Below are 22,632 nucleotides of genomic sequence, written 5' to 3'. Positions count from 1 at the left end.
CGCGGCGGATCAGGACACCAGCGTCGCGATCCGCTCGTCGACCAGGGCGAGCACGTCGGCCTGGAGGCGCTGGGAACGCCGCCAGTCACCGCGCACCTCGAGCGCGTGGTCGGCTCCGTCGACCGTGTGCAGCCCGGCACGGGTCGTCGCGACCGCGGACGGCAGCCACATCGGGTCGGCGGACCCGCCGACCGCGAGCGATCCGGGGCCCGCCGCGGCGAGCGCTCCGACCACGGCCGAGTGCGTCAGGACCGGCGTGAGCCACACACCGTCGACGCCGTCCCGGACCGCCCAGGGCAGGGCGAAGCACCCGAACGACTTCGCGACGACGAGGTCCGGGCGGCGGCCGTCGAGCGCGCCTGCCACCTGGTGCTCGACGAAGGCGACCGGGTCGTCCTTCGCTGCGGCGTCGACCGTCCACGTCGGCGCGACGACCTCGACGCCGCGCTGCTCGGCGATCGCGCGGGTCCACCAGAGCAGGGGCGCCTGCTGTCCGTAGCCGGCACCGGGCAGGACGAGGACGAGCGGCGGGGAGGTCGGTCCGGTCACGCTTCGGACGCTACCGCGCCGGGCCGCAACGCCGGGGCCGCGTGCGGGTGATGTCGGAACCCCGTGCGACCATCGAGGGCGTGCCGTTGAACTTCACCGCGATCGACTTCGAGACCGCGAACAGCTCCCCCGCGAGCGCCTGCTCCGTCGGACTCGTCAAGGTCCGCGGCGGCCGCGTGGTCGAGCGGGCGTCCTGGTTCATCAAGCCGCCGGTGGGGCACGACGCCTTCCTCGAGTGGAACACCCGCATCCACGGCATCGTCGCGACGGACGTCGTCGGGGCCAAGGGCTGGGCCGAGCAGTACCGCGACATCGTGGCGTTCGCAGAGGGGGACGTCCTGGTCGCGCACAACGCCCGCTTCGACATGGGCGTGATCGCCGGCGGGTGCTCGGCGACGGGCACCGAGCTCGCCGAGCACCACTCACTGTGCTCCCTGCAGGTGGCGCGGAAGACCTACACGCTCGACTCGTACCGCCTGCCGATGGCGGCTCGCGCGGCCGGCCACGAGGGCTTCCAGCACCACGACGCTGCTGCCGACGCCGAGGCCTGCGCCGCGATCGTCGTGCACGCTGCGGGCCAGCACGGCTGCGACACGGTCGAGGCACTCGGTGCGGCGACCCGGGTGCACATCGCGCCGGTGCGTCCGCGGACCGAGCAGCCCCGCGCGGCGGCCCAGCCTCGGCTGTCGAACCGCCCGATGATCTTCGCCGACTGACGCCGTCCGGTCGCCGGGGCGGCGGAACGCCGGTGGTATTGTCACGACATTGCCCTACGGTGCCGTCGCCGGTGCCCTCTCCCCCGAAGGACCGCGATGACCAACGAAGGCCAGCTGCCGTCCGACCTGTTCATGGACCTCGATCGGTCCGGGCCGATGCCGCTGTACTTCCAGGTCGCCTCGCGCATCGAGGAGGCGATCCGCTCCGGAGCGATGCCGCCCGGTGCCCGGCTCGAGAACGAGATCGCCCTCGGCGAGCGACTCGGGCTGTCGCGTCCGACGATCCGTCGGGCGATCCAGGACCTCGTCGACAAGGGCCTGCTCGTCCGCCGTCGCGGCATCGGCACGCAGGTCGTGCACGGGCCGGTGACGCGCAAGGTCGAACTGACGAGCCTGTACGACGACCTGGCGCAGGGTGCGCAGACTCCGGCGACGAAGCTGCTCGCGCGCGACGACGTGCCCGCGAGCGACGTCGTGGCCGAGGCACTCGGCATCGCGCCGGGCACGACCGTGGCACACATCCGTCGGGTCCGCTTCGCCGAGGACGTGCCGATGGCGATCCTCGAGAACTTCCTGCCGCCCGAGTTCGCCGACATCACCGACGACGACCTGCAGGCGCACGGGCTCTACCAGCTGCTCCGCGGCCGAGGAGTCACGATGCGCGTCGCGAAGCAGCGGATCGGGGCGCGGGCGGTCGCGGACGACGAGGCCTCGTTGCTCGAGATCGAGGACGGCGACCCCGTGCTGACCATGACCCGCACCGCGTACGACGCATCGGGCCGGGCGGTGGAGTACGGCGTGCACTGCTACCGCCCGGACCGCTACTCGTTCGAGGTCACCCTCGTCGACAAGTAGGCGACGGACCCGCTGCCTCAGCCCGCGGACGGCACGCCGAGCTCGCCGGTCAGGTACTGGGCGCGACCGAACCCGAAGGACCAGTCCTGCGGGCCGTTCTCGACGTAGCCGATGAAGACGTCCTCGCTCGCGACGCCGACCCCGGCCAGCCGATCGTGGACCGCGCGGTAGAGGCCCTGCTTCGCCTCGTCGCTGCGCCCGCGCTGCGTGAAGACCTGGATGACGACGACCCCCTCGGTGCGCTCGAAGCCGAGACCGGCGTCCTCGGCGATGATCTGCTGCGCGGGGTGTTCGGTGATCACCTGGAAGCGGTCGCGCTCCGGGATGCCGTACTCGGCCACGATGGCGGTGTGGATCGCGTCGGCGATCGCACGGACCTCCTCCGGGGTGCGGCCGGTGGCGAGGTCGATACGGACGAGCGGCATGGTGCCTCCTGATTCGGGAACTTTGTCCTTACATACTAACAAGCGCATGTCCAGAAGTCTCCCCATGACGGACGGGAGGCGCGGTGCCAGCCTGCACCGCGCCTCCCGTCCACCTCCAGGCGTGTCTACAGCACCGGTGCCGCCGCGTCCGTCGTCAGTCGTCCGTCCACCCGCGCCACGTCGTGCCACGCGCCGTCGGCGAGCGACGCCTCCGCCGCCTCCACGATCGACGCAGCCGCCAATCCATCGGCGACCGAGGGCGCGAGCTGCTCGCCGCGCAGCACGCTCGCGACGAACTGTGCCGCCTCGATCGTCTTGAGGTCGTCGTACCCCATCGCTGTGCCGGCACCGGGCTGGAAGCGCGCGAAGTGGCCGTCGCCCGGCGCGACGAGGTGCGTGACGTACCCGTCGACCTCCTGCCCGTCGAGCGCGACCTGCAGCTCGTTCAGGCGCTGGAAGTCCCACCGGACCGAGCCCTGCGTGCCGTAGACCTCGAGCGTGTACTCGGCGTGCGGGCCACGCATCACGCGGCTCGAGTCCATGGTGCCGACCGCGCCGCCCGCGAAGCGGAACAGGAGGGCAGCGTAGTCCTCGTTCTCGACGGCGCCGTGCTCGCCCGTCGCGGCCGCCGAACGGTCCACGATCCCCGTCCCGGGCCTGGGCCGGGTGTCGATGAAGGTCTCGGCGAGCGCCGTCACGCTGGTGATCCTGCCCACGAGGTACTGCGCGAGGTCCAGGCCGTGGGACAGCAGGTCACCGAGGACACCCGACCCCGCCCGCTCACGCTCGAAGCGCCAGGTGAGCGGGGCGTCCGGGTCGGACGAGTAGTCGGCGAGGAGCGACCCGCGCACGTTCGTGATGCGACCGAGGCGACCGCTCCGGACGAGCTCGCGGGCGCGCTGGATCGCCGGAGCGTGCCGGTAGTTGAAGCCGACGCTCGTGACGAGGCCCGCTCGCTCGACGGCTTCGTGGATCGCCCGGGAGTCGCTGGCGTACCGACCCATCGGCTTCTCGATCCAGAACGGCTTGCCGGCGGCAGCAGCCGCCACCGCCATCTCCCGGTGCAGGAAGTTCGGCGAGCAGATCGAGACGACGTCGACCGCGGGGTCGGCGAGGACCTCGTGGAAGTCGGCGACCGCGCGCTCGTACCCGAGGCGACCGACGGCCTGGTCGCGGGCCTCGGGCACGGGGTCGGCGGCGACCACCAGCCGCGGGCGGACGCCGAGCTCCGGGAAGTGGTCGGGCAGGGCGCGGTAGGCGCGGGAGTGCAGTCGTCCCATCCACCCGACCGAGACGAGACCGATGCCGATGGTGTCCATCGCCGTCAGACCGCCGGGACGATGATGTCGCGCACCAGGGCGTCGAGCTTCGCGTCGGCGTCCAGGAACTGCCGCAACGTGGTGACCGTCGCGCCGAACCGGTCGAACTCGTCGATCGTCATGCCGTCGACGTCGTACCCGCGGGCGAACTCCGGCGTGGCTGCGCGGAGGGCGTCGAGGACGTGCGCCGGGACCTCGTCGTCGATGGCGTCCGGTCGGAACGGCCAGGCGTTGTCGTTGATGTCCTTCGACCACTGGAACGGGGGCGAGACGACGAGGTCACCGCCCTGGAACTCCGACCACTGCAGTGCGTTGCGGAAGGCGGCGACGAGCACCCGCGACCGGAATCCGCGCTCGCGGAAGACCCGGTACGCGTGCTTCACCGCGGCGACGCCCGCCCACTCCAGGTACCCGGGGTCGATCATCACGTGGTCGCGCTTGACGACGGTCTTGAGCCAGTCGTCGAACCGTCCGGCCATGAGGGTGACGACGTGCCCGAACTCCTGCTCCGGCAGACCGTCGGCGGCCCGGCGATCGAGTGCGCGCTCGATGGCCTCGCCGACGGCGACGACCTGCGGGACCGTGAAGGACACCGTCGCGTTGATCGAGACACCGCGGTACGCGGCCTCCTCGATGGCGGCGATGCCGACCTTCGTGGCGGGGATCTTCACGATGATGTTCGGCGCGAGCTGCGAGAAACGGACTGCCTGCTCGACGAGGGCGTCGCGGTCGCGGTGGAACCGTGGGTCGGTCTGCATGCTGAGCCGGCCGTTGCGGCCACCGGAGACCTCGAACGCCGGCAGCAGCTGAGCGGCGGCGGCGATCGAGAGCTCTTCGACGGCCTTCCACCCGATCCAGGACTCCCCTGCGGTCGGGTGCTCGGCGGCGATCTGCCGGATCCGGGGCTCCCACGTCCCCGGGTCCTGCTGGATGCACGTGTACGCGATGACCGGGTTGCAGGTCGCCCCGACGGCCCCGTACTCGTGGATGGCGGTCGCCAGCTCGCGCGGGTCGGCCGAGTCGTTCCAGAGTGCGGTCGGCGTCTGCGTCGCCGCCTGCAGCGTGACGGGGCGGGTGTCGGCCTCGGCGTGGGGTGGGGTCTGCAGGGTCGTGGTCATCGGTCGAGTCCCTTCCTGATGGCGTCGAGCTGGAAGCGCGACACGGCGTCCGCGTTCTCGTCCTCGGCGAAGACGCTGGACACGGCGACGGTGTCGTCGCGGTCGGTGAACCCGATGCGGGCGAGCCCGGCCCAGAACGCGTCGAAGTCGACGTCGGCCTGGCCGACCGGCAGGTGCTGGTGCACCCGTGCGGTGTTGCCCGGCGGGTTCGAGATGTAGCGCAGGCCGTGCGACCGGGTGTGGTCGAAGGCGTCGGCGACGTGCACGAGCTGCAACGAGTCCCCTGCCGCGTCGATGATCTCGTCCATGTTCCCGCCGTAGTGGAACGTGTGGCAGGCGACGTAGACGAAGCCGACGTGCTTCGAGTTCAGTCCGCGGATCACCCGCAGCGCCTCGAGCCCGTCCTCGACGAAGTCGTCGGGGTGCGGGTCGATGAGGACGCGCAGGCCCGCGTCCTCGATGATCGGCAGGAGTTCCTCCATCGAGCGGTAGAACGCGTCCTCGGACTCCTCCGCCCGTTCCGGACGGCCGGAGAACTCGGTGTTGATCGTGTCGACGCCCAGTCGCTTCGTGATCTCGATCACGCGCTTCCACTTCGTGACCGCCGCCTCGCGGGCGTCACGGTCGGGGCCGGACCAGCGCAGCACCGGCAGCACGCTCGCCACCTGGACACCCGCGTCCGAGCACGCCGCGGCGAACGCGTCGACGAGGTCGTCGTCGGCCTTGGGGTGCCGGTAGAACGGGATGAAGTCCTGGTGCGGGGTCAGCTGGAGGTACTCGTAGCCGAGGTCGGCGACCTTCTGCGGGAACTCGAGCAGGGACAGGTCGTGGTGGAACGGCGTCGGGTCGAGGGCGATCTTCGGCATCAGGCCCCCGCGAGCACGTCCGCGGCGGCGGTCGTGTCGTAGAACGCGGGCTTCGCGACCGCGTACTCCACCGTCTCGAGCGCACCGGACTGCTGCGCCCGGACGGCGACCTCGGCCACGACCGACGCGGTGTACCCGTCCCAGGCACTCGGACCGTCGATGCCACCGGTGCGGGCGGCGTCGACCCAACGCTGGACCTCTTCGTCGTAGGCGGCGCCGAAACGCTCCTTGAAGGACGGCGTGACGCCCTGACCGGTGGCTCCAGCCGCGACGACCGTCGCCGAGGTGTCCCGCCCGATGTACGCGACGCCGGACTCGAACACGGCGTCCGTCGTGACCTGGTAGCCGAACTGGGCGTTGACGTTGATCTCGACGATCGCCATGGTCCCCGACTCGGTCGTGAACAGCACGAACTGCGGCTCGGGCAGGTCGGCCGGCGCGAGCGAGTTCTTCCGCGGCTTCTTCACCTCGACCGCGACGATCGACTCGCCGGTCAGGAACGGGATGATGTCGATCTCGTGGATCACCGAGTCGTGGATGAGCATCGACTCGCTGAAGTTCGGCGGGGTCGTCGGGTTGCGGTGCGCGTGGTGCAGGGCGAGCAGCGCACCGTGGGCGCCGGACTCACGCAGCGCCCTGAGCTCCTGGTACCCGGCGTCGAAGCGACGCATGAAGCCGACCTGGATCATCGGGCGATCGGCGTGCTGCTGCTCGAGCTCGACGATCCGCAGCGAGTCCTCCGCGCTCGTCGTCAGGGGCTTCTCGCACAGGACCGTCAGACCCCGCTCGAGCGCGGTCACGAGGATCGGCTCGTGCAGGAAGCCCGGCGTCGCGATGATGACGCCGTCGATCTGCGTGGCGTCGAGGGCCTCCTCGAAGGACGCCGCGGTGATCGCGCCGGGGGCCAGCGCTGCGGCGGCCTGCGCGCGGGCCTCGTCCGGCTCGACGACGGCGACGACGTCGGCGTTGGAGATCTTCGCGGTGATGCGCCGGACGTGGTCGGCGCCCATCATGCCCGCGCCGACGACGGCGACGCGCAGGTTCTGGTTGGTGGTCATGGTGTTCTCTCCTGGTGGTGGACGACGCTGCGTGGACGGTGCGTCAGGAGACGCGGGCGGCGGAGGTGGAACCGAAGATGTGCTGGAAGGTGCGCTCGGCGATCGGACCGGGGGCGTCGACCGAGCAGCCGTACATGTCCTGCTCGACGATGCCGAAGACCTGCGGGTTGATCCGTGCGACGGCCTCGATGATCGGAGCCAGCTCGGGGGTGCCGTGCGGCGGCTCGGTCATGATCCCCTGTGCGACCGCGGTGGCGAACGGCACGTCGTTCTTCAGGACGTCGAACAGCAGGTCGGTGTCCACCTGCTTGAGGTGCAGGTACCCGATCCGCTCCGGGTGCGCCGCGATGAGCTTCAGGTTGTCGCCGCCGTAGTACGCGAAGTGCCCCGTGTCGAGGCAGAGGTTCGTGTACTCCGGGTTCGTCACCTCGAGGAACCGCACGGTTTCCTTGTAGGTGCCGACGTGGCTGTCGGCGTGCGTGTGGAACTGCTGATGGACGCCGAACTCCTCGAGCAGCGCCTTGCCGAGCTGGTCGTGCCCCTTGCCCAGGCGCTCCCACTGCTCGTCGGTCAGCGTGCGGGCCTCGAGGACCTCCTCCGTCGCGTCCGAGCGCCAGAGGTCGGGGATCGTCACGAGGTGCTCGGCGCCGAGCGCCGCCGCGAGCCCGGCCACCGCGACGGCCTGGTCCCACGCCCGCTGGAACTGGTCGTCGCCCTTGTGGAACCCGGTGAAGACGGTCCCGGCGGACAGCTTGAGCCCGCGGGACTCGAGCTCGTCGGACAGCTGCGACGGGTCGGTCGGCAGGTAGCCGTAGGGACCGAGCTCGATCCACTCGTACCCGGCCGCGGACGCCTCGTCGAGGAATCGCTGCCACGGCGCCTGTCCGGGGTCGTCCGGGAACCAGACGCCCCACGAGTCCGGGGCGGTACCGATGCGGATGGAGGCGGGTGCCGCGTCCGTGGACGGGGCGCCGGCGGGGGTTGCGGTGTCGGTCATGACGTCGCTGTCGCTTTCTGGGTGGGGTGGACGGTCGGGTCAGCCGAGCAGGGGCCGCTGCGTTGCGACCTGCTGTTCGTACTCGGCACGGGCGTTCCGGGTGCTCTCGAGCGTGGAGGTCTGCGCGACCGGTACGTCCCACCAGCCGTTGCCCTCGGGGGCGTAGACGAGCGGGTCCGAGTTGATGTGCACCAGGGTGGTGTGGTCGTTCGCCTTCGCCTGACGCAGCGCGGCCTTGAGGTCCTCGACGGCGTCCGGGCCGGGCTGGACCTCGATGACGTCGACGCCGTAGGAGCGGGCGTTCGCGGCGAGGTCGACGGGGAGCGGGTCGCCGTTCTCGAACGACCGGGTCTCGTCGAGGTACCGGTACTTCGTGCCGTACCGCTCGGAGCCCACCGTCTCGGACAGGTGCCCGATCGACGCGTACCCGTGGTTCTGGATGAGCACCACGATGATCTTGATGCCCTCGGCCACCGCGGTGACGAGCTCGGTGTGCAGCATGAGGTACGACCCGTCGCCGACCATGACGATCGCGTCGCGGTCCGGCGCGCCCCGGCGGACCCCGATGCCGCCGGCGATCTCGTAGCCCATGCACGAGAACGCGTACTCGACGTGGTAGCCGAGCGCGTCCCGCACCCGCCACAGCTTGTGCAGGTCGCCCGGCAGCGAGCCCGCGGCCTGGATGACGACGTCGCGGGGGTCGGAGACCTCCTGCACCGCGCCGATGATCTCCGGCTGCCCCGGCAGGGCGCTGCCCGACGGCGCGAACGCGGCGTCGACCATCCGGTCCCACTCCTGCTTGCGGGACGCGATCTCGGCGGCGTACCCGGCGTCGACGGCGTACGACGATTCCGCCGTGAGGGCCGCAGTGAGGGCGACCAGCGCCTCCCGGGCGTCGGCGATCAGTGGCAGCTGCGAGCCGTGCTTGTAGGCGTCGAACGACGCAACGTTGACGTTGACGAAGGTGACGTCGGGGTTCTGGAAGGCGGTCCGCGAGGCGGTCGTGAAGTCGCTGTAGCGCGTGCCGATGCCGATCACGACGTCCGCCTGCGCGGCGATCGCGTTGGCCGCGGCCGTCCCGGTCGCTCCGATGCCACCGAGGTACTGCGGGTGGTCCCAGACGAGCGAGCCACCGCCGGCCTGCGAGGTGCCGACCGGGATCCCCGTCGCCTCGACGAACGCGCGGAGCCTGTCCTCGGCGCCTGAGTACAGGACGCCACCACCGGCCACGATGACCGGACGCTCCGCGCTCCGGATCGCCTCGACCGCACGGGCCAGCGGTCCGCGTTCGGGCAGCGGACGCCGGACGTGCCACTCGCGCGGCTGGAGGAACGACACCGGTACGTCGAGCGCCTCGGCCTGCACGTCCTCCGGCAGGGCGATCGTCACGGCACCGGTCTCGGCCGGGTCCGTGAGCACGCGCAGCGCGGCGAGCGCGATCGAGAACAGCTGCTCGGGCCGCTCGACGCGGTCGAAGAACCGCGAGAGCGGACGGAACGCGTCCGTGACCTGCAGCGAGGTGTCGTGCGGCATCTCGATCTGCTGCAGCACCGGGTCGGTCGTCCGGGTCGCGAACGTGTCCGAGGGCAGCAGGAGCGCGGGCAGCCGGTTCGTCGTGGCGAGCGCCGCGGCGGTGAGCATGTTCGCCGCACCCGGACCCACCGACGCCGTCGACGCGAAGGTCGCACGGCGGCGGTGCATGCGGGCGAAGCCGACGGCCTCGTGCACCATCGCCTGCTCGTTGCGGGCCTGGTGGTACGGCAGCAGGCCGGGCTGTTCGTCGTGGAGCTGCTTGATCGCCTGGCCGAGGCCCGCGACGTTGCCGTGCCCGAAGATGCCGAAGATGCCCGGGATCGTGCGCTCGCGGACGTCGCCGTCGACGGTCCACTGGTTCGATAGGAACTCGACGAGCGCCTGGCCGACGGTCATCCGGCGGGTCTGCTCCGGACCGGTGTGCTTGCTCATCGGGAGGGCTCCTTCTCGTAGGGCAGGCGTGGGTCGATCGACTCCGCGGTCCACGTCTGACGGACCCACCCGTGGGCCGGGTCGTCGGTGATGTTCCAGACGCGTTCCGGGTCCGGCCCGGCCATCACGTTGAGGTAGTACATGTCGTAGCCGGGGGCGGCGACGGCCGGGCCGTGCCAGCCGTACGGCACGAGGGCGATGTCGCCGGTCCGCACCTGGCGGAACTCGTCGATGGGTCGGTCGTCCGAGGCGTACGCGCGGTGCAGGGCGAACGGGTCGGCGCCGGCCGGCACCTCGACCACCCCCGACGAGACGTCCCGGGAGACAGCAGCCTCGTAGTAGTAGATCTCCTCGAGGTCCGACTCCTGGCCCGGACGGTTCGTGTCGTGCTTGTGCGGCGGGTACGACGACCAGTTGCCGGCCGGCGTGATCACCTCGCAGACGATGAACCCGACCGCGTCGAGGGCGGCCGGGGTGCCGAAGTTGTGCACCTGCCGGCTGGACTGCCCCGCGCCGCGGAGCTCGACCGGGACGTCGTCGCGCGCGACGTACACGCTCGGCTTGACCGTCTCGGTGGGTGCCTCGGCCACGGCGACCCGACCGGAGCCGGTGATCGTCGCGGCGGTACCGGACCCGAGGTACAGGACGTCGGTCGGCCCCTCGAAGACGTCGGAGCGTCCCTCGAGCGCCTGCTCGGTGTCGTCGTACGCGACGGTGAAGCTGCCTGCGAGCGGGACGACGAGCCGCTCGACCGCGTCGGCCGGGAGGCGCAGTTCACCCCCGTCCTGCACGGCGCCGGTCCGCAGACCGGTGTGCGTCCACCCCTCGATGCGGCCGTCGACGACGTCGGTCCAGCCCGCCTCGGGGCGGGAGCCCGCCGGGATGAACCAGCGGTCGTGCTGCTGCTGTTCGTTCGCCATGCTGCGGATCAGCCGTTCGACGGGAAGCCGAGGTCGACACCGCCGTGCGTGGCCGGGTCGAGCCAGCGCGAGGTGATCGCCTTCTGGCGGGTGAAGAAGCTCACGCCGTCGGCGCCGTACGCCTTGTGGTCGCCGAACAGCGAGTTCTTCCACCCGCCGAACGAGTAGTAGGCCACCGGCACCGGGATCGGGACGTTGATGCCGATCATGCCGACCTGTACGTCGCGCTGGAACCGTCGGGCGGCACCACCGTCGTTCGTGAAGATCGCCGTGCCGTTGCCGAAGGCTCCGGAGTTGATCAGCTCGAGGCCCTCGTCGTAGGACTGCACCCGGACGACCGACAGCACGGGCCCGAAGATCTCCTCGGTGTAGACGCGGCTCGAGGTCGGCACCTGGTCGATCAGCGTCGGGCCGAGCCAGAAGCCGTTCTCGTCGCCGTCGGGTCGGACGGTGCGGCCGTCCACCACGACCACCGCACCGTCCTGCTCGGCGACCTCGATGTACGAGGCGACCTTGTCGCGGTGCTGCTGGGTGACGAGCGGGCCCATGTCGCACCCGCGGCGTCCGTCACCGATGCGCAGCGTCGCGGCGCGCTCCGTGATCTTCGCGACGAGCTCGTCGGCGACCGGCTCGACCGCGACGACGACGGAGATCGCCATGCAGCGTTCGCCGGCCGAACCGAAGCCCGCGTTGATCGCGTTGTCCGCGACGAGGTCGAGGTCGGCGTCGGGCAGCACCAGCATGTGGTTCTTCGCCCCGCCGAGCGCCTGGACGCGCTTGCCGTGCTTCGTGCCCGTCTCGTAGACGTACTGCGCGATCGGTGTCGAGCCGACGAACGAGATCGACTCGACGTCCGGGCTGGTCAGGAGGCCGTCGACGGACTCCTTGTCGCCGTTGAGCACCGTGAGGACGCCGTCGGGCAGCCCGGCCTCCTGGAACTTCCGCGCGAGCCAGATCGCGGCGGACGGGTCCTTCTCGCTGGGCTTGAGCACGACGGTGTTGCCGGCGGCGATCGCGATCGGCAGGAACCACAGCGGCACCATCGCCGGGAAGTTGAAGGGCGAGATGATGCCGACGACGCCGAGCGGCTGGCGGATCGAGTAGACGTCGATGCCGGTCGAGACCTGGTCGGAGAACTCGCCCTTCATCAGCGACGGGATGTTCGTCGCGAGCTCCACGACCTCCTGCCCGCGGGCGATCTCGCCCAGGGCGTCGTCGATGACCTTGCCGTGCTCGCTCGTGATGATCTCGGCGAGCTCGGCCTTGTCGCGGTTCAGGACCTCGCGGAACGCGAAGAGGATCTGCTGCCGCTTCGCGAGCGACAGGTTCGCCCACGCCGGGAACGCCGCCTTGGCGCTCGCGATCGCCCGCTGGATCTCGGACTCGTCGGCCAGGGCGACCTGCTTCGTGGCGACGCCCAGCGCCGGGTCGTAGACCGGAGCCGTCCGGCCGGAGGTCGACGTCACGTGCTCGCCGTCGATCCAGTGCCCCACCGTCGTGGTCTCGGTGCTGGCGTCGGTACTGGTCTGCGTGCTGGTGGTCATGCGTGGCTTCCTTCCGGGACGGACGTGTCCAGGGTGGTGGACGAGGCAGGCGAGTCGGCGTGACCGCGAGCCGGTGTGGAGAACTCGTTCCGTGCCTCCCGGCTGTGGACGAGTGAGGACGCGACGTCGACCGCGGTGGCGACGTCACCGTCCTGCGGGTAGAGCAGGGTCCGGCCGACGACGAGTCCGCGGACGCCCGGCAGGGCGAGCGCGTCGGCCCACGTGGCGTAGGTCTCGTCGGGGCTGCCCGACGGGTCGCCGCCGAGCAGCAGCGTCGGCAGGGTGGTCGCGGCCATGACGCGGGCCATGTCGTCGACGACCGGGATCTTCAACCAGCTGTAGGCGCTCGACTCCCCCAGCCCGGCTGCGATCGCCATCGAGGTGATCACGGCGTCGGCGCTCAGGTCGTTGACGACGCGACCGTCGCGCCACGAGGACATGAACGGCTCGAGCATGATCGGCAGCTGCAGCGCGACGGCTTCGCTGACCGCCCGCGCCGTCGCCTCGAGCGTCGGGGCGGTGCCGGCGTCGTCGAGCGCGACGCGGACGAGCAGCTTCGCGAAGTCGAGCCCGGCGTCCTTGATGGCCCGTGCCGAGTACGCGGTGTAGCGGTCGTCGAGCTCGAACGAGGCGCCGCGCAGGCCGCCGCGGTTCATCGAGCCGACGACGACCTTGCCGTCCAGCGCCCCCAGGAGGGCCAGGTCTTCGAGGACGTCCGGAGTGCCGAGGACCCCGTCGACGCCCGGTCGGCCGAGTGCCACGACGAGACGTTCGAGCAGGTCGTAGCGGTCGGCCATCGCCGACGCGTCGTCGCGGACGGCGAGCGCACCACGGGCGGGGTGGTCGGCTGCGACGATGAAGAGCTTGCCGTCGTCGGCGAGCAGCGGACGACGGGTGCGGGTCCGCAGGACCTCCGCGACCCGTTCCGGGGACCCGGCGCGCAGGTCGCGCAGCCGGGCGAAGTCGGCGGGGCTGATCTCAGGCATCGATGCCCTCCTTCGTGGTCGCCTGCGCCGGGTTCGTGCGCAGGAACTCCTCGATCTCGTCGCTCGTCGGCATCGCGGTCGAGCACTCGAAGCGGGTGGCGACGATGGCGCCGGCCGCGTTCGCGAACGCGAGGGTGCGGTCGAGGCTCCAGCCCTGCAGCAGGCCGTGCACGAGTGCGCCGCCGAACCCGTCGCCGGAACCGAGCCCGTTGACGACGTCGATGGTGTGCGGCCGGTACTCGACGGTCTCGTCTCGGGTCTTCGCCAGCACACCCTTCGGCCCCTGCTTCACGATCGCGACCTCGACGCCGCGCTCGAGCAGCGCGTCGGCGGCGCGCACGGGGTCGGTCTCCCCCACGGCGACCTCGCACTCCTCGCGGTTGCCGACGGCGACGGTGGCGTGCTCGAGGGCGACGCCGACCTCACGGGTCGCGGCGGCCGGGGTCGACCAGAACACCGCCCGGTAGTCGAGGTCGAGCACGGTGTGGAGCCCGGTGGTGCCCTGCGCCTGCAGTGCCGCGCTCCGTGCCGCGTAGGCCGCGTGGTGCGCGCTGCGGCTCGGCTCCTCGCTGAGTCCCGTCACGGTCGTCCAGAACACCCGGGTCCGTTCGATGGCGTGGAGCGGCAGGGACTTCGTCGTGATCATCAGGTCCGGGGCCTTGGGCGCCCGGTAGAAGTACAGCGGGAAGTCGTCCGGCGGGAAGATCTCGCAGAAGGCGACGGGGGTGTTCAAGCCCTCGACGGTCTCGACGAAGTCGTTCGCGACGCCGAACTCCGGCAGCGTGCGGGCGATGTACCGACCGAAGGGGTCGTCGCCGGTGCGGGTGACGACCGCCGCGTCGGCGCCGTGCCGAGCGGCGGCGATGGCGACGTTGGTCGCGCTGCCACCGACGGACTTCGAGAAGGTCGTGACGTCCTCGAGCGGTCCGGTCTGCTGCGGGTAGACGTCGACGCTGACGCGTCCCATCGTGATCACGTCGTGGACGTGGGGGGCTTCGTTGGTCATGCGACGCGAGGACCTTCCGTGCGGCTTCATCGGCGGACGATCACGACTGTACACGGACTTTGCCCTAATGTCAGTACATGGATGCGCCCGTTCCTGCGACAGGCGTGCATCCGGCCTGGAGGCGCGGTGTCGGTGGGCACTGCCACGGTTGCGTCATGCAGATCCTCGCCCTGGTCATCGGCCTCGTCCTCGGTGCCGCCGTCGGTGCCGTCGTCGCGTGGTCGCTCGCCCGCTCGCGCGCCGGCGTCGACGCCGCCGCGGCCCGCGCGACGGCCGACGTGCTGCGTGCGCAGCTCGACTCGGTACGCGCCGACGCCGAGGAACGCCTCGACGCGCAGGACGCGCAGTACCGCCGCCAGGTCGACTCCCTCGAGCGCCGAGCGGCCGAGCTCGAGCACCTCGTGCAGCGCATGCACGGCGCCGACGCGGCACGGAACCAGGGCGAGTCGAAGGTGCTGTCGGCGCTCAGCCCCGTCGCGCAGACGCTGGACCAGATGCGGGCGAAGATCGCCGAGCTCGAGCAGTCGCGGTCCGAGCAGTACGGCGCCCTGTCCGCCCAGCTGCGGTCTGCCGCCGAGTCCGAGGAACGGCTCCGCGCCACGGCGGACACGCTCGCGAGCGCCCTGTCGTCGAACAGCACCCGCGGCGTCTGGGGCGAGACGCAGCTGCGGAACGTGGTCGAGGCCGCCGGGCTGCTCGAACGGGTCGACTTCGACGTGCAGTCCGAGGTCACGACCGCCGCGGGCACCGCCCGACCGGACATGGTCGTGCACCTGCCCGGGGGCAAGACGATCGCCGTCGACGCGAAGGTCCCCTTCAGCGCGTACCTGCAGGCAGCGGAGATCCCGGCGAGCGCGACCGGGGCCGAAGGCGCTCGGCGCGACCAGCTCGTGGCGCAGCACGTCAAGGCACTGCGGGCGCACGTGGACGCCCTGGCCGCCCGGGAGTACTGGACGGGCTACGACGCGTCGCCCGAGCTGACGATCGCGTTCATCCCGTCCGAGTCGCTGATCTCGAGCGCGCTCGCCGCCGACCCCGGGCTGCTCGACCACGCCTTCCGCAAGCGGATCGCGCTGGCGTCACCGGTCACGCTCTGGTCGGTGCTCAAGACGGTGGCGTTCTCGTGGCAGCAGGACGTCGTGACCGCCGAGGCCCGGGAGCTCTTCCGGGTGTCGCGCGAGCTGTACGGACGGCTCGCGACCCTGGGCGGGCACGTCGACAAGCTCGGCCGCGCGATCCGGGGGTCCGTCGTCGACTACAACCGCTTCGTGGGGTCGCTCGAGCGTCAGGTGCTGCCGAGCGCCCGGCGTCTGTCGCTGCTCGACGAGTCCAAGGTGCTCGCCGACCCGGCGACGATCGACGACGAACCGCGGTTGCTCACGGCGCCCGAGCTCGTCGGCGCCCTCGACGAGGACTGAGCGCGGCCGCCCGCGCGAGCCGCCCCCGCACAACGAGAAGCACCCCGAACCACGTGATCCCGTGGTGCGGGGTGCTTCTCGTTGTGCGAGCGGTCAGGCGTCCCGGAGGAGGTCAGCGCACCGGGCGGATCAGAACCACTTCTCGGCGCGGTGGTCGGCCTGGATGCGGCGGATCGTGTTCGAGCGCGAGCGCAGCACGAGCGAGTCCGTGTGGATGACACCACGCGAACGACGGACGCCGTCCACGAGCACACCGTCGGTGACACCCGTCGCGACGAAGAACGTGTTGTCGCCCGTCACCAGGTCGTCCTGGTCGAGGACCTTGTCCAGGTCGTGCCCGGCGTCGAGGGCCTTCTGGCGCTCCTCGTCGTCCTTCGGCTGGAGCTTGCCGAGGATCACACCACCGAGCGCCTTGATCGCGCACGCGGTGATGATGCCCTCCGGGGTACCGCCGACACCGACGCACATGTCGATCTTCGAGCCGGGCAGCGCAGCCGAGATGCCGCCGGCGACGTCGCCGTCGAGCAGCAGCCGGGTGCCGGCACCCGTGGCGCGGATCGCGCGGATGAGCTCGTCGTGGCGCGGGCGGTCGAGGACGGCGATCTGCATGTCCTCGATGTCCTTGTGCTTCGCCTTCGCGAGCGCGCGGATGTTCTCACCGATCGGCTTCTCGAGGTCGAGGATCCCACGACCCTCGGGACCCGCGGCGATCTTGTCCATGTAGAACACGGCCGACGGGTCGTACATCGACCCGCGGTCCGACACGGCCATCACGGAGATGGCGTTCTGCCGGCCGGCGGCGGTGAGCGAGGTGCCGTCGATCGGGTCGACCGCGATGTCGCAGGCCGGGCCGTGGCCGTTGCCGACGTGCTCGCCGTTGAAGAGCATCGGGGCGTCGTCCTTCTCGCCCTCGCCGATGACGACCACGCCGTCGAAGTTCACCGTGCCGAGGAACTTCCGCATCGCGTCGACGGCCGCACCGTCCGCGAGGTTCTTCTCCCCCCGGCCGACCCACGGCTGCGCACGGATGGCGGCGGCCTCCGTCGCACGCACGAGCTCGAGCGCCAGGTTGCGGTCGGGCTGGAGGAACAGGGAGCCGGTCTCAGTCGTGGGAGTCACGACCAGAGCCTACCGACCGGCGACCAGCCGGGGCCGCAGCAGCGGGCGTCGTGAACGCATGTGCACGACGACCGGAAGGTACCGGCGTAACGACCACCGCGCCTCCAGTGCCGCTGACTAGGCTCGGCGGGGAACCACCAGTCGAAGGAGATCGCAGTGCCCATCGCAACGCCGGAACAGTACGCCGAGATGCTCGAACGAGCGAAGGCCGGCAAGTTCGCCTACCCCGCGGTGAACGTGTCCTCCTCCCAGACGATCAACGCGGTCCTCCAGGGCCTGCAGGAGGCGGGCTCGGACGGCATCCTCCAGGTCACCACCGGTGGTGCCGACTACTTCGCCGGGCACACGGTGAAGAACCGTGCCGCCGGCGCCCTCGCGATGGCGCGCTTCGCGCACGAGGTCGCGAAGAACTACGACGTCACCGTCGCGCTGCACACCGACCACTGCCCGAAGGACGCCCTCGACGGCTTCGTCATGCCCCTCATCGCCGCGAGCGAGGAGGAGGTCCGTCAGGGCCGCAACCCGATCTTCCAGTCGCACATGTGGGACGGCTCGGCCGTGCCGCTCGACGAGAACATCGAGATCGCCCGGACGATGATCGAGAAGACGCGCAACATCAACGCGATCCTCGAGGTCGAGATCGGCGTCGTCGGCGGCGAAGAGGACGGCGTCCAGCACGAGGGCACCAACGACGCGCTGTACACGACCCCGAACGACGTCGAGAAGGTCGTCGATGCGCTCGGGCTGGGCGATCGGGGCCGCTGGATCGCCGCCCTCACGTTCGGCAACGTGCACGGCGTCTACAAGCCGGGCAACGTGAAGCTGCGCCCGGAGCTCCTCGGCGAGATCCAGGCCTCGGTGGCGCAGAAGCACGGCACCGGCGAGAACCCGCTCGACCTCGTGTTCCACGGCGGCTCCGGCTCGACCGACGACGAGATCCACGAGGCGGTCCGCAACGGCGTCATCAAGATGAACATCGACACGGACACGCAGTACGCGTTCACGCGCTCGATCGCCGACTCGATGTTCCGGGGCTACGAGGGCGTGCTGAAGATCGACGGCGAGGTCGGCAACAAGAAGCAGTACGACCCGCGCGCGTGGGGCAAGGTCGCCGAGACCGCCATGGCGGCCCGCGTCGTCGAGGCCGCGAAGGTCCTCGGCTCGGCCGGCAACAGCAAGGGCTGATCCGACCGCACCCCGGGGTCACCGGCCGGGAGGAGCTGGGCGCGTCCGACGGACGCGCCCCGTTCCGCGTCCGGTCGCCTCCACCGCCCGTGACACGATGGACCGGTGACCACCGACGCCATCGCCTCCTCGTTCGCCCAGTACGTCACCGAGTCCCCCACCGCGTTCCACGCGGCCGCGGTCGCGCGGGACCAGCTCGTCGCAGCTGGGTTCAGCGAGCTGTCGGAGCTCGACGCCTGGCCGACCGAGGCGGGCGCCTACGTCGTCGTCCGTGACGGCGCGGTCATCGCCTGGCGTCTGCCGGAGTCGGCGACGCCCACCACCCCCTTCCGGATCCTCGGTGCACACACCGACTCCCCCGGCTTCCGCATCAAGCCGAACCCGGCCGTGCGCGTGGGCGGGTGGGAGCAGCTCAACGTCGAGGTCTACGGCGGCGCGCTCCTGTCGACCTGGTTCGACCGCGACCTCCGCATCGCCGGACGTGTGGTCGACGCCGACGGCTCGGTCCGCCTCGTCTCGACCGACGCGGTGGCCCGGATCCCGAACCTCGCGATCCACCTCGACCGCGGGGTGAACGACGGCAAGGAGATCGACCGACAGCGCCACACCCTGCCGGTCGTCGGCACGGACGGCACCACGGGCGGCACCGACGTGCTCGCGTGGCTGCGCGGACGGCTCGGGGACGACGCGGTGTCGTGGGACCTCTTCCTCGCGGACACGCAGGCCCCGGCACGGATCGGCATCGACCGGGAGTTCCTGGCGTCCGGCCGGATGGACAACCTGACGAGCGTGCACGCCGGGCTCCGCGGGATCGTCGACGCACCGGCCGACGGCGACCACGTCCCGGTGTTCGCGGCGTTCGACCACGAGGAGATCGGCTCGTCGACCCCGTCGGGTGCCGGCGGACCGTTCCTCGAGGACGTCCTCGGCCGCGTGCAGGAGGGACTCGGGGCCACCCGGTCCGAGGCTGCTCGGGCGTTCCGAGCCTCGTGGCTGCTGTCGAGCGACGCCGGGCACCTCGTGCACCCGAACCAGCCCGAGAAGCACGACCCGACCAACCGCCCGCGTCCGGGAGGCGGGCCGCTCCTGAAGATCAGTGCGAACCAGCGCTACATGACCGAGGCGAAGGGCGAGGCGGTCTGGGCTGCCGCGTGCGACGCCGCCGGGGTGTCCTGGCAGCCGTTCGTCAACGTGAACACGATCCCCGGCGGCTCGACGATCGGCCCGATCGCGGCGACACGACTGGGCATCCCGACGATCGACATCGGCGTCGGTCTGCTGTCGATGCACTCGGTGCGCGAGCTCGTGCACGTCGACGACCTCGCAGCACTGCACGGAGCGGTCGCCGCCTTCCTGGCCGGCTGACGGACCCGGTCGGGCGCCTGCGGGTCAGGCGCCCGACTGCTGCATCAGCACCTGCACGAAGCCCGGGTCCTGGAACATCACCACGGCGAACGCGACCAGGCTGATCAGCGACGCCACGGCCCCGCCGAGCAGCGGGACCCAGAACGTCCACCGTCGGGCAGCCAGTCGACGCAGGGACCACCACGCGACGAGGGCGAACACGACGACGTTGGCGATGGCTCCGACGACCGCGGCGGTCGACAGTGCCGCGGGGTCGGAGAGCTGCAGGCCCTGCTGTTCGAACGCCCTGCGCACGGCGGAGGCGACGTCACTCACGGCGAGCGCCTGCACGACCGAGAGCAGACCGAACGCGAGCAGGGCGACGCTCACCACGAAGTCGAACTGCGACGCGCCGAAGCGGCTCGACAGCGCCGTCGGCCGTTCCCGCCCGGTCGCCGGGCCCCGGGACGGAGCGGCTCCACGGTTGCTGCGGGCGCCCGTCGGACGGTCCTGCCCGGCTGTACCCCGGCCGGCCGGCGTCCCCGCGGCTGCGCGGTCGCGCTCCTCGGCCTCGCGGCGTTGCCGTTCGAGCCGTTCCTGCTCGACCAGGACCGGGTTGACCCAGCCGTCCGGTGCGTACTCGCCGTACTCGGGTGCCGGCGTGCCGTGGACCCGGCCGTCCCGCCGACCGGCTGCCGGTGCGGCGGACGTGGGGCGGGCCTCCCGGCCGAGCGCGGTCTCGTCGACGTGGACCGGCTCGCGGGCCGGTGCCGACGACCAGTCGCCGCTCACGAGCGACGCCCGCCGAGGGCGCGGGTGGGGTTGCCCGAGGCGTCCGTGCGGAGCTCCTTGGGGAGCGAGAACATGAGGTCCTCGTGGGCGGTGACGACCTCTTCCACGGTGCCGTAGCCGGCGTCCGCGAGCTGCTCGAGCACCTCGGTGACGAGCTCCTCGGGGACCGAGGCGCCGCTGGTGACGCCAACCGTGCGGACACCGTCGAGCCAGTCCTGACGGATCTCCTCGGCGTAGTCGACGCGGTGCGCGGCGGCCGCGCCGTACTCGAGGGCGACGTCGACGAGCCGCACGCTGTTCGACGAGTTCGCCGAGCCGACCACGATGACGAGGTCCGCCGCGGGGGCGACCTTCTTCACCGCGACCTGGCGGTTCTGCGTGGCGTAGCAGATGTCGTCCGACGGGGGGTTCTCGATCGACGGGAACCGCTCGCGGAGCAGCCGGACCGTCTCCATCGTCTCGTCGACGCTCAGCGTGGTCTGCGAGAGCCAGACGAGGTTGTCGGGGTCGGGGACCTCGAGCGCGGCGACGTCCGCGGGGCCGTTCACCAGGATGGTCCGCTCCGGGGCGTGCCCCATGGTGCCCTCGACCTCCTCGTGCCCGGCGTGACCGATGAGGACGATCGTGCGGTCCGCCTTCGCGAAGCGGGTGGCCTCGCGGTGGACCTTGGTCACGAGGGGGCAGGTCGCGTCGATGGCGTGCAGGTCACGCTCCGCGGCACCGGCCACGACGGCGGGTGAGACGCCGTGCGCGCTGAAGACGACGTGCGCGCCGCGCGGGACCTCGGCGACGTCGTCGACGAACACCGCGCCGCGCTGCTCGAGCGTGGAGACGACGTGGACGTTGTGGACGATCTGCTTCCGCACGTAGACCGGCTCGCCGTACTGCTCGAGCGCCTTCTCGACGGCGACCACGGCGCGGTCGACGCCCGCGCAGTACCCGCGGGGGGCGGCGAGCAGGACCTTCTTCGTGCCGGCGACCGGCTCGTCCCGCAGTCGGCCGCGCGCTGCGTGCACCCGGGGCGGGGTGAGCGGGACCGTGCGGCCGTTGGTGATCGTCACGCCCCCGATGATAGGTGCCGGGCACGCGCGGGGCCTGGGTGCGGCGCTGTCGCCGGCGCGCGCCGGGGCAGGCGTGCAGCAGCGCGTGTCGGCGCTGTCGTCGGCATGCGGCACGATGGGGGCATGGCGATCGAACAGGGCCCGCCGACGGCCGACAACCCGTGGCCCGTCGCCCTGCTCGGAGCGAAGCTCCGCGACTGGATCGACCGGCTCGGTACCGCCTGGGTCGAGGGCGAGATCACGCAGTGGAACGTCGCCGGCGGCAACGTCTACGGCAAGCTCAAGGACGTCGAGGTCGACGCGACCGTGTCGTTCTCGATCTGGTCGAGCGTGCGCTCCCGGGTGCCGGCGGACCTGGGGCAGGGCGCCCGGGTCGTCGCGGCCGTCAAGCCGAACTACTGGGTCAAGGGCGGCTCGCTCACCATGCAGGTGGTCGAGATGAAGCACGTCGGGCTCGGTGACCTGCTCGAACGGCTCGAGCGACTCCGACGCACCCTGGCCGACGAGGGGCTGTTCGACCCGTCCCGCAAGAAGCGCCTACCGTTCCTGCCGCACCGCATCGGGCTCATCACGGGCAAGGACTCCGACGCCGAGAAGGACGTCAAGCGGAACGCGCAGCTGCGATGGCCGCAGGTCGAGTTCCGCACGGTGCACACGGCGGTCCAGGGCGAGCGCGCCGTCGGCGAGGTGACCGCGGCGATCGTCGAGCTCGACGCCGATCCGACGGTCGACGTCATCATCGTCGCCCGGGGCGGCGGCGACTTCCAGAACCTGCTCGGCTTCAGCGACGAGGGGCTCGTCCGGACCGCGGCCGCCGCCACCACCCCGATCGTGTCCGCGATCGGGCACGAGGCCGACCGGCCCATCCTCGACGAGGTCGCCGACCTGCGCGCCTCGACCCCGACCGACGCCGCGAAGCGCGTGGTGCCCGACGTCGCCGAGGAGCTCGCGAACGTACGGCAGGCACGGGCCCGGCTCGGACTTCGCCTCTCGCACACCCTGTCGGTCGAGGCCGACCGGATCGCGGCACTCCGGTCCCGTCCGGCCCTGGCGTCGACGGCATGGCTCGTGGACACCCGGGCAGAGGAGGTCGCGCGCGACCTGTCCCGTGCTCGCGAGCTGCTGGACCGACGACTCGAACGCTCGCACAGCGACGTCGGGCACCTGACCGGACGCCTGCGGGCGCTCTCGCCGCGCGACACCCTGCGCCGCGGGTACGCGATCGTGCAGCGGACGGACGGCGGCGTCGTGCGCGGCACCGAGGACCTCGACGGCGCGACCCCGGTGCACGTCACGCTCGGTGCCGGCACCGCGACGGGCACGCTCGAGCCGGAGGGTCCCGGGCCGGACGGTTCGGGGGCGTAGCCCGTTCTCCACACCCTCGGCCGC

21 protein-coding genes are annotated in these 22,632 nt (G+C 71.5%); 6 read left to right on the top strand and 15 right to left on the bottom strand.

The window, feature by feature from the left end:
- Positions 1 to 9 precede the first annotated feature (9 nt).
- Positions 10 to 549 carry a hypothetical protein gene (locus D8M35_RS04960; protein WP_126890849.1) on the bottom strand — a complete coding sequence of 180 codons (540 nt, stop codon included), beginning with the start codon at positions 547 to 549 and terminating at the stop codon, positions 10 to 12.
- Between the two features lie 50 nt (positions 550 to 599).
- Between D8M35_RS04960 and D8M35_RS04955 the strand changes: the two genes are divergently transcribed.
- The gene (locus D8M35_RS04955; RefSeq protein ID WP_238638101.1) at positions 600 to 1,265 is read left to right on the top strand and encodes an exonuclease domain-containing protein; all 666 of its coding nucleotides are present in this window, start codon (positions 600 to 602) and stop codon (positions 1,263 to 1,265) included.
- Between the two features lie 96 nt (positions 1,266 to 1,361).
- Positions 1,362 to 2,120, top strand: coding sequence for a GntR family transcriptional regulator (locus D8M35_RS04950; RefSeq protein WP_126890848.1), 759 nt, complete (start codon positions 1,362 to 1,364; stop codon positions 2,118 to 2,120).
- Positions 2,121 to 2,137: 17 nt separating this feature from the next.
- On the opposite strand, the gene D8M35_RS04945 is transcribed toward D8M35_RS04950, so the two are convergent.
- The 11 genes from D8M35_RS04945 to iolC all read right to left on the bottom strand — a co-directional run bounded on the left by D8M35_RS04945 (position 2,138) and on the right by iolC (position 14,324).
- Positions 2,138 to 2,545 (bottom strand): tautomerase family protein, encoded by a 408-nt coding sequence (locus D8M35_RS04945; protein WP_126890847.1) that lies wholly within the window; start codon positions 2,543 to 2,545, stop codon positions 2,138 to 2,140.
- 125 nt (positions 2,546 to 2,670) lie between these two features.
- Entirely contained in the window at positions 2,671 to 3,864 is a 1,194-nt protein-coding gene (locus D8M35_RS04940; protein ID WP_126890846.1) for a Gfo/Idh/MocA family protein, read from the bottom strand.
- 5 nt (positions 3,865 to 3,869) lie between these two features.
- Positions 3,870 to 4,982, bottom strand: coding sequence for a transaldolase family protein (locus D8M35_RS04935; protein ID WP_126890845.1), 1,113 nt, complete (start codon positions 4,980 to 4,982; stop codon positions 3,870 to 3,872).
- On the bottom strand, positions 4,979 to 5,848 hold the full coding sequence (locus D8M35_RS04930; RefSeq protein WP_126890844.1) for a sugar phosphate isomerase/epimerase family protein: 870 nt from the start codon (positions 5,846 to 5,848) through the stop codon (positions 4,979 to 4,981). Before D8M35_RS04930 ends, D8M35_RS04935 begins: the two co-directional genes overlap by 4 nt.
- Complete coding sequence (locus tag D8M35_RS04925) at positions 5,848 to 6,906, bottom strand: Gfo/Idh/MocA family protein (protein ID WP_126890843.1); 1,059 nt, start codon at positions 6,904 to 6,906, stop codon at positions 5,848 to 5,850. The genes D8M35_RS04930 and D8M35_RS04925 overlap by 1 nt, the downstream gene beginning before the upstream one ends.
- Positions 6,907 to 6,949: 43 nt before the next feature.
- On the bottom strand, positions 6,950 to 7,903 hold the full coding sequence (locus D8M35_RS04920) for a sugar phosphate isomerase/epimerase (protein ID WP_126890842.1): 954 nt from the start codon (positions 7,901 to 7,903) through the stop codon (positions 6,950 to 6,952).
- Positions 7,904 to 7,942: 39 nt separating this feature from the next.
- The gene (iolD, locus tag D8M35_RS04915; protein ID WP_126890841.1) at positions 7,943 to 9,868 is read right to left on the bottom strand and encodes a 3D-(3,5/4)-trihydroxycyclohexane-1,2-dione acylhydrolase (decyclizing); all 1,926 of its coding nucleotides are present in this window, start codon (positions 9,866 to 9,868) and stop codon (positions 7,943 to 7,945) included.
- Positions 9,865 to 10,788 (bottom strand): 5-deoxy-glucuronate isomerase, encoded by a 924-nt coding sequence (iolB, locus tag D8M35_RS04910; protein WP_126890840.1) that lies wholly within the window; start codon positions 10,786 to 10,788, stop codon positions 9,865 to 9,867. Before iolB ends, iolD begins: the two co-directional genes overlap by 4 nt.
- 8 nt (positions 10,789 to 10,796) lie before the next feature.
- Positions 10,797 to 12,332 (bottom strand): CoA-acylating methylmalonate-semialdehyde dehydrogenase, encoded by a 1,536-nt coding sequence (locus D8M35_RS04905; RefSeq protein ID WP_126890839.1) that lies wholly within the window; start codon positions 12,330 to 12,332, stop codon positions 10,797 to 10,799.
- A complete protein-coding gene (locus D8M35_RS04900; RefSeq protein WP_126890838.1) occupies positions 12,329 to 13,318 on the bottom strand; it encodes a class I fructose-bisphosphate aldolase in 990 nt (329 codons plus the stop codon). Before D8M35_RS04900 ends, D8M35_RS04905 begins: the two co-directional genes overlap by 4 nt.
- Positions 13,311 to 14,324, bottom strand: a complete 1,014-nt coding sequence (iolC, locus tag D8M35_RS04895; protein WP_126890837.1) for a 5-dehydro-2-deoxygluconokinase — start codon at positions 14,322 to 14,324, stop codon at positions 13,311 to 13,313. The genes D8M35_RS04900 and iolC overlap by 8 nt, the downstream gene beginning before the upstream one ends.
- 155 nt (positions 14,325 to 14,479) lie before the next feature.
- Here iolC and rmuC point away from each other — a divergent pair, with 155 nt between their 5' ends.
- Positions 14,480 to 15,742 (top strand): DNA recombination protein RmuC, encoded by a 1,263-nt coding sequence (gene rmuC / locus D8M35_RS04890; protein ID WP_126890836.1) that lies wholly within the window; start codon positions 14,480 to 14,482, stop codon positions 15,740 to 15,742.
- Between the two features lie 129 nt (positions 15,743 to 15,871).
- On the opposite strand, the gene glpX is transcribed toward rmuC, so the two are convergent.
- Positions 15,872 to 16,861 carry a class II fructose-bisphosphatase gene (glpX, locus tag D8M35_RS04885; RefSeq protein WP_126890835.1) on the bottom strand — a complete coding sequence of 330 codons (990 nt, stop codon included), beginning with the start codon at positions 16,859 to 16,861 and terminating at the stop codon, positions 15,872 to 15,874.
- Between the two features lie 156 nt (positions 16,862 to 17,017).
- Between glpX and fbaA the strand changes: the two genes are divergently transcribed.
- Both fbaA and D8M35_RS04875 read left to right on the top strand, forming a co-directional pair.
- Positions 17,018 to 18,046, top strand: coding sequence for a class II fructose-bisphosphate aldolase (gene fbaA / locus D8M35_RS04880; protein ID WP_126890834.1), 1,029 nt, complete (start codon positions 17,018 to 17,020; stop codon positions 18,044 to 18,046).
- 105 nt (positions 18,047 to 18,151) lie between these two features.
- Positions 18,152 to 19,411 (top strand): M18 family aminopeptidase, encoded by a 1,260-nt coding sequence (locus D8M35_RS04875; protein WP_126890833.1) that lies wholly within the window; start codon positions 18,152 to 18,154, stop codon positions 19,409 to 19,411.
- Positions 19,412 to 19,435: 24 nt separating this feature from the next.
- Here the strand turns inward: D8M35_RS04875 and D8M35_RS04870 are convergent, their stop codons facing one another.
- Both D8M35_RS04870 and D8M35_RS04865 read right to left on the bottom strand, forming a co-directional pair.
- Complete coding sequence (locus tag D8M35_RS04870; protein ID WP_126890832.1) at positions 19,436 to 20,182, bottom strand: DUF6264 family protein; 747 nt, start codon at positions 20,180 to 20,182, stop codon at positions 19,436 to 19,438.
- A complete protein-coding gene (locus tag D8M35_RS04865; RefSeq protein ID WP_126890865.1) occupies positions 20,179 to 21,237 on the bottom strand; it encodes a 4-hydroxy-3-methylbut-2-enyl diphosphate reductase in 1,059 nt (352 codons plus the stop codon). The genes D8M35_RS04870 and D8M35_RS04865 overlap by 4 nt, the downstream gene beginning before the upstream one ends.
- Positions 21,238 to 21,366: 129 nt before the next feature.
- Here D8M35_RS04865 and xseA point away from each other — a divergent pair, with 129 nt between their 5' ends.
- Positions 21,367 to 22,608 carry an exodeoxyribonuclease VII large subunit gene (gene xseA / locus D8M35_RS04860; protein ID WP_126890831.1) on the top strand — a complete coding sequence of 414 codons (1,242 nt, stop codon included), beginning with the start codon at positions 21,367 to 21,369 and terminating at the stop codon, positions 22,606 to 22,608.
- Positions 22,609 to 22,632: the final 24 nt, after the last annotated feature.

Origin of the sequence: Curtobacterium sp. HSID17257, from assembly GCF_003989515.1 — a bacterium.
In the GTDB taxonomy this organism is placed as follows: domain Bacteria; phylum Actinomycetota; class Actinomycetes; order Actinomycetales; family Microbacteriaceae; genus Curtobacterium.
Note: the sequence above shows the minus strand (reverse complement) of the source record. Positions and strands in the feature narration are given on the sequence as shown.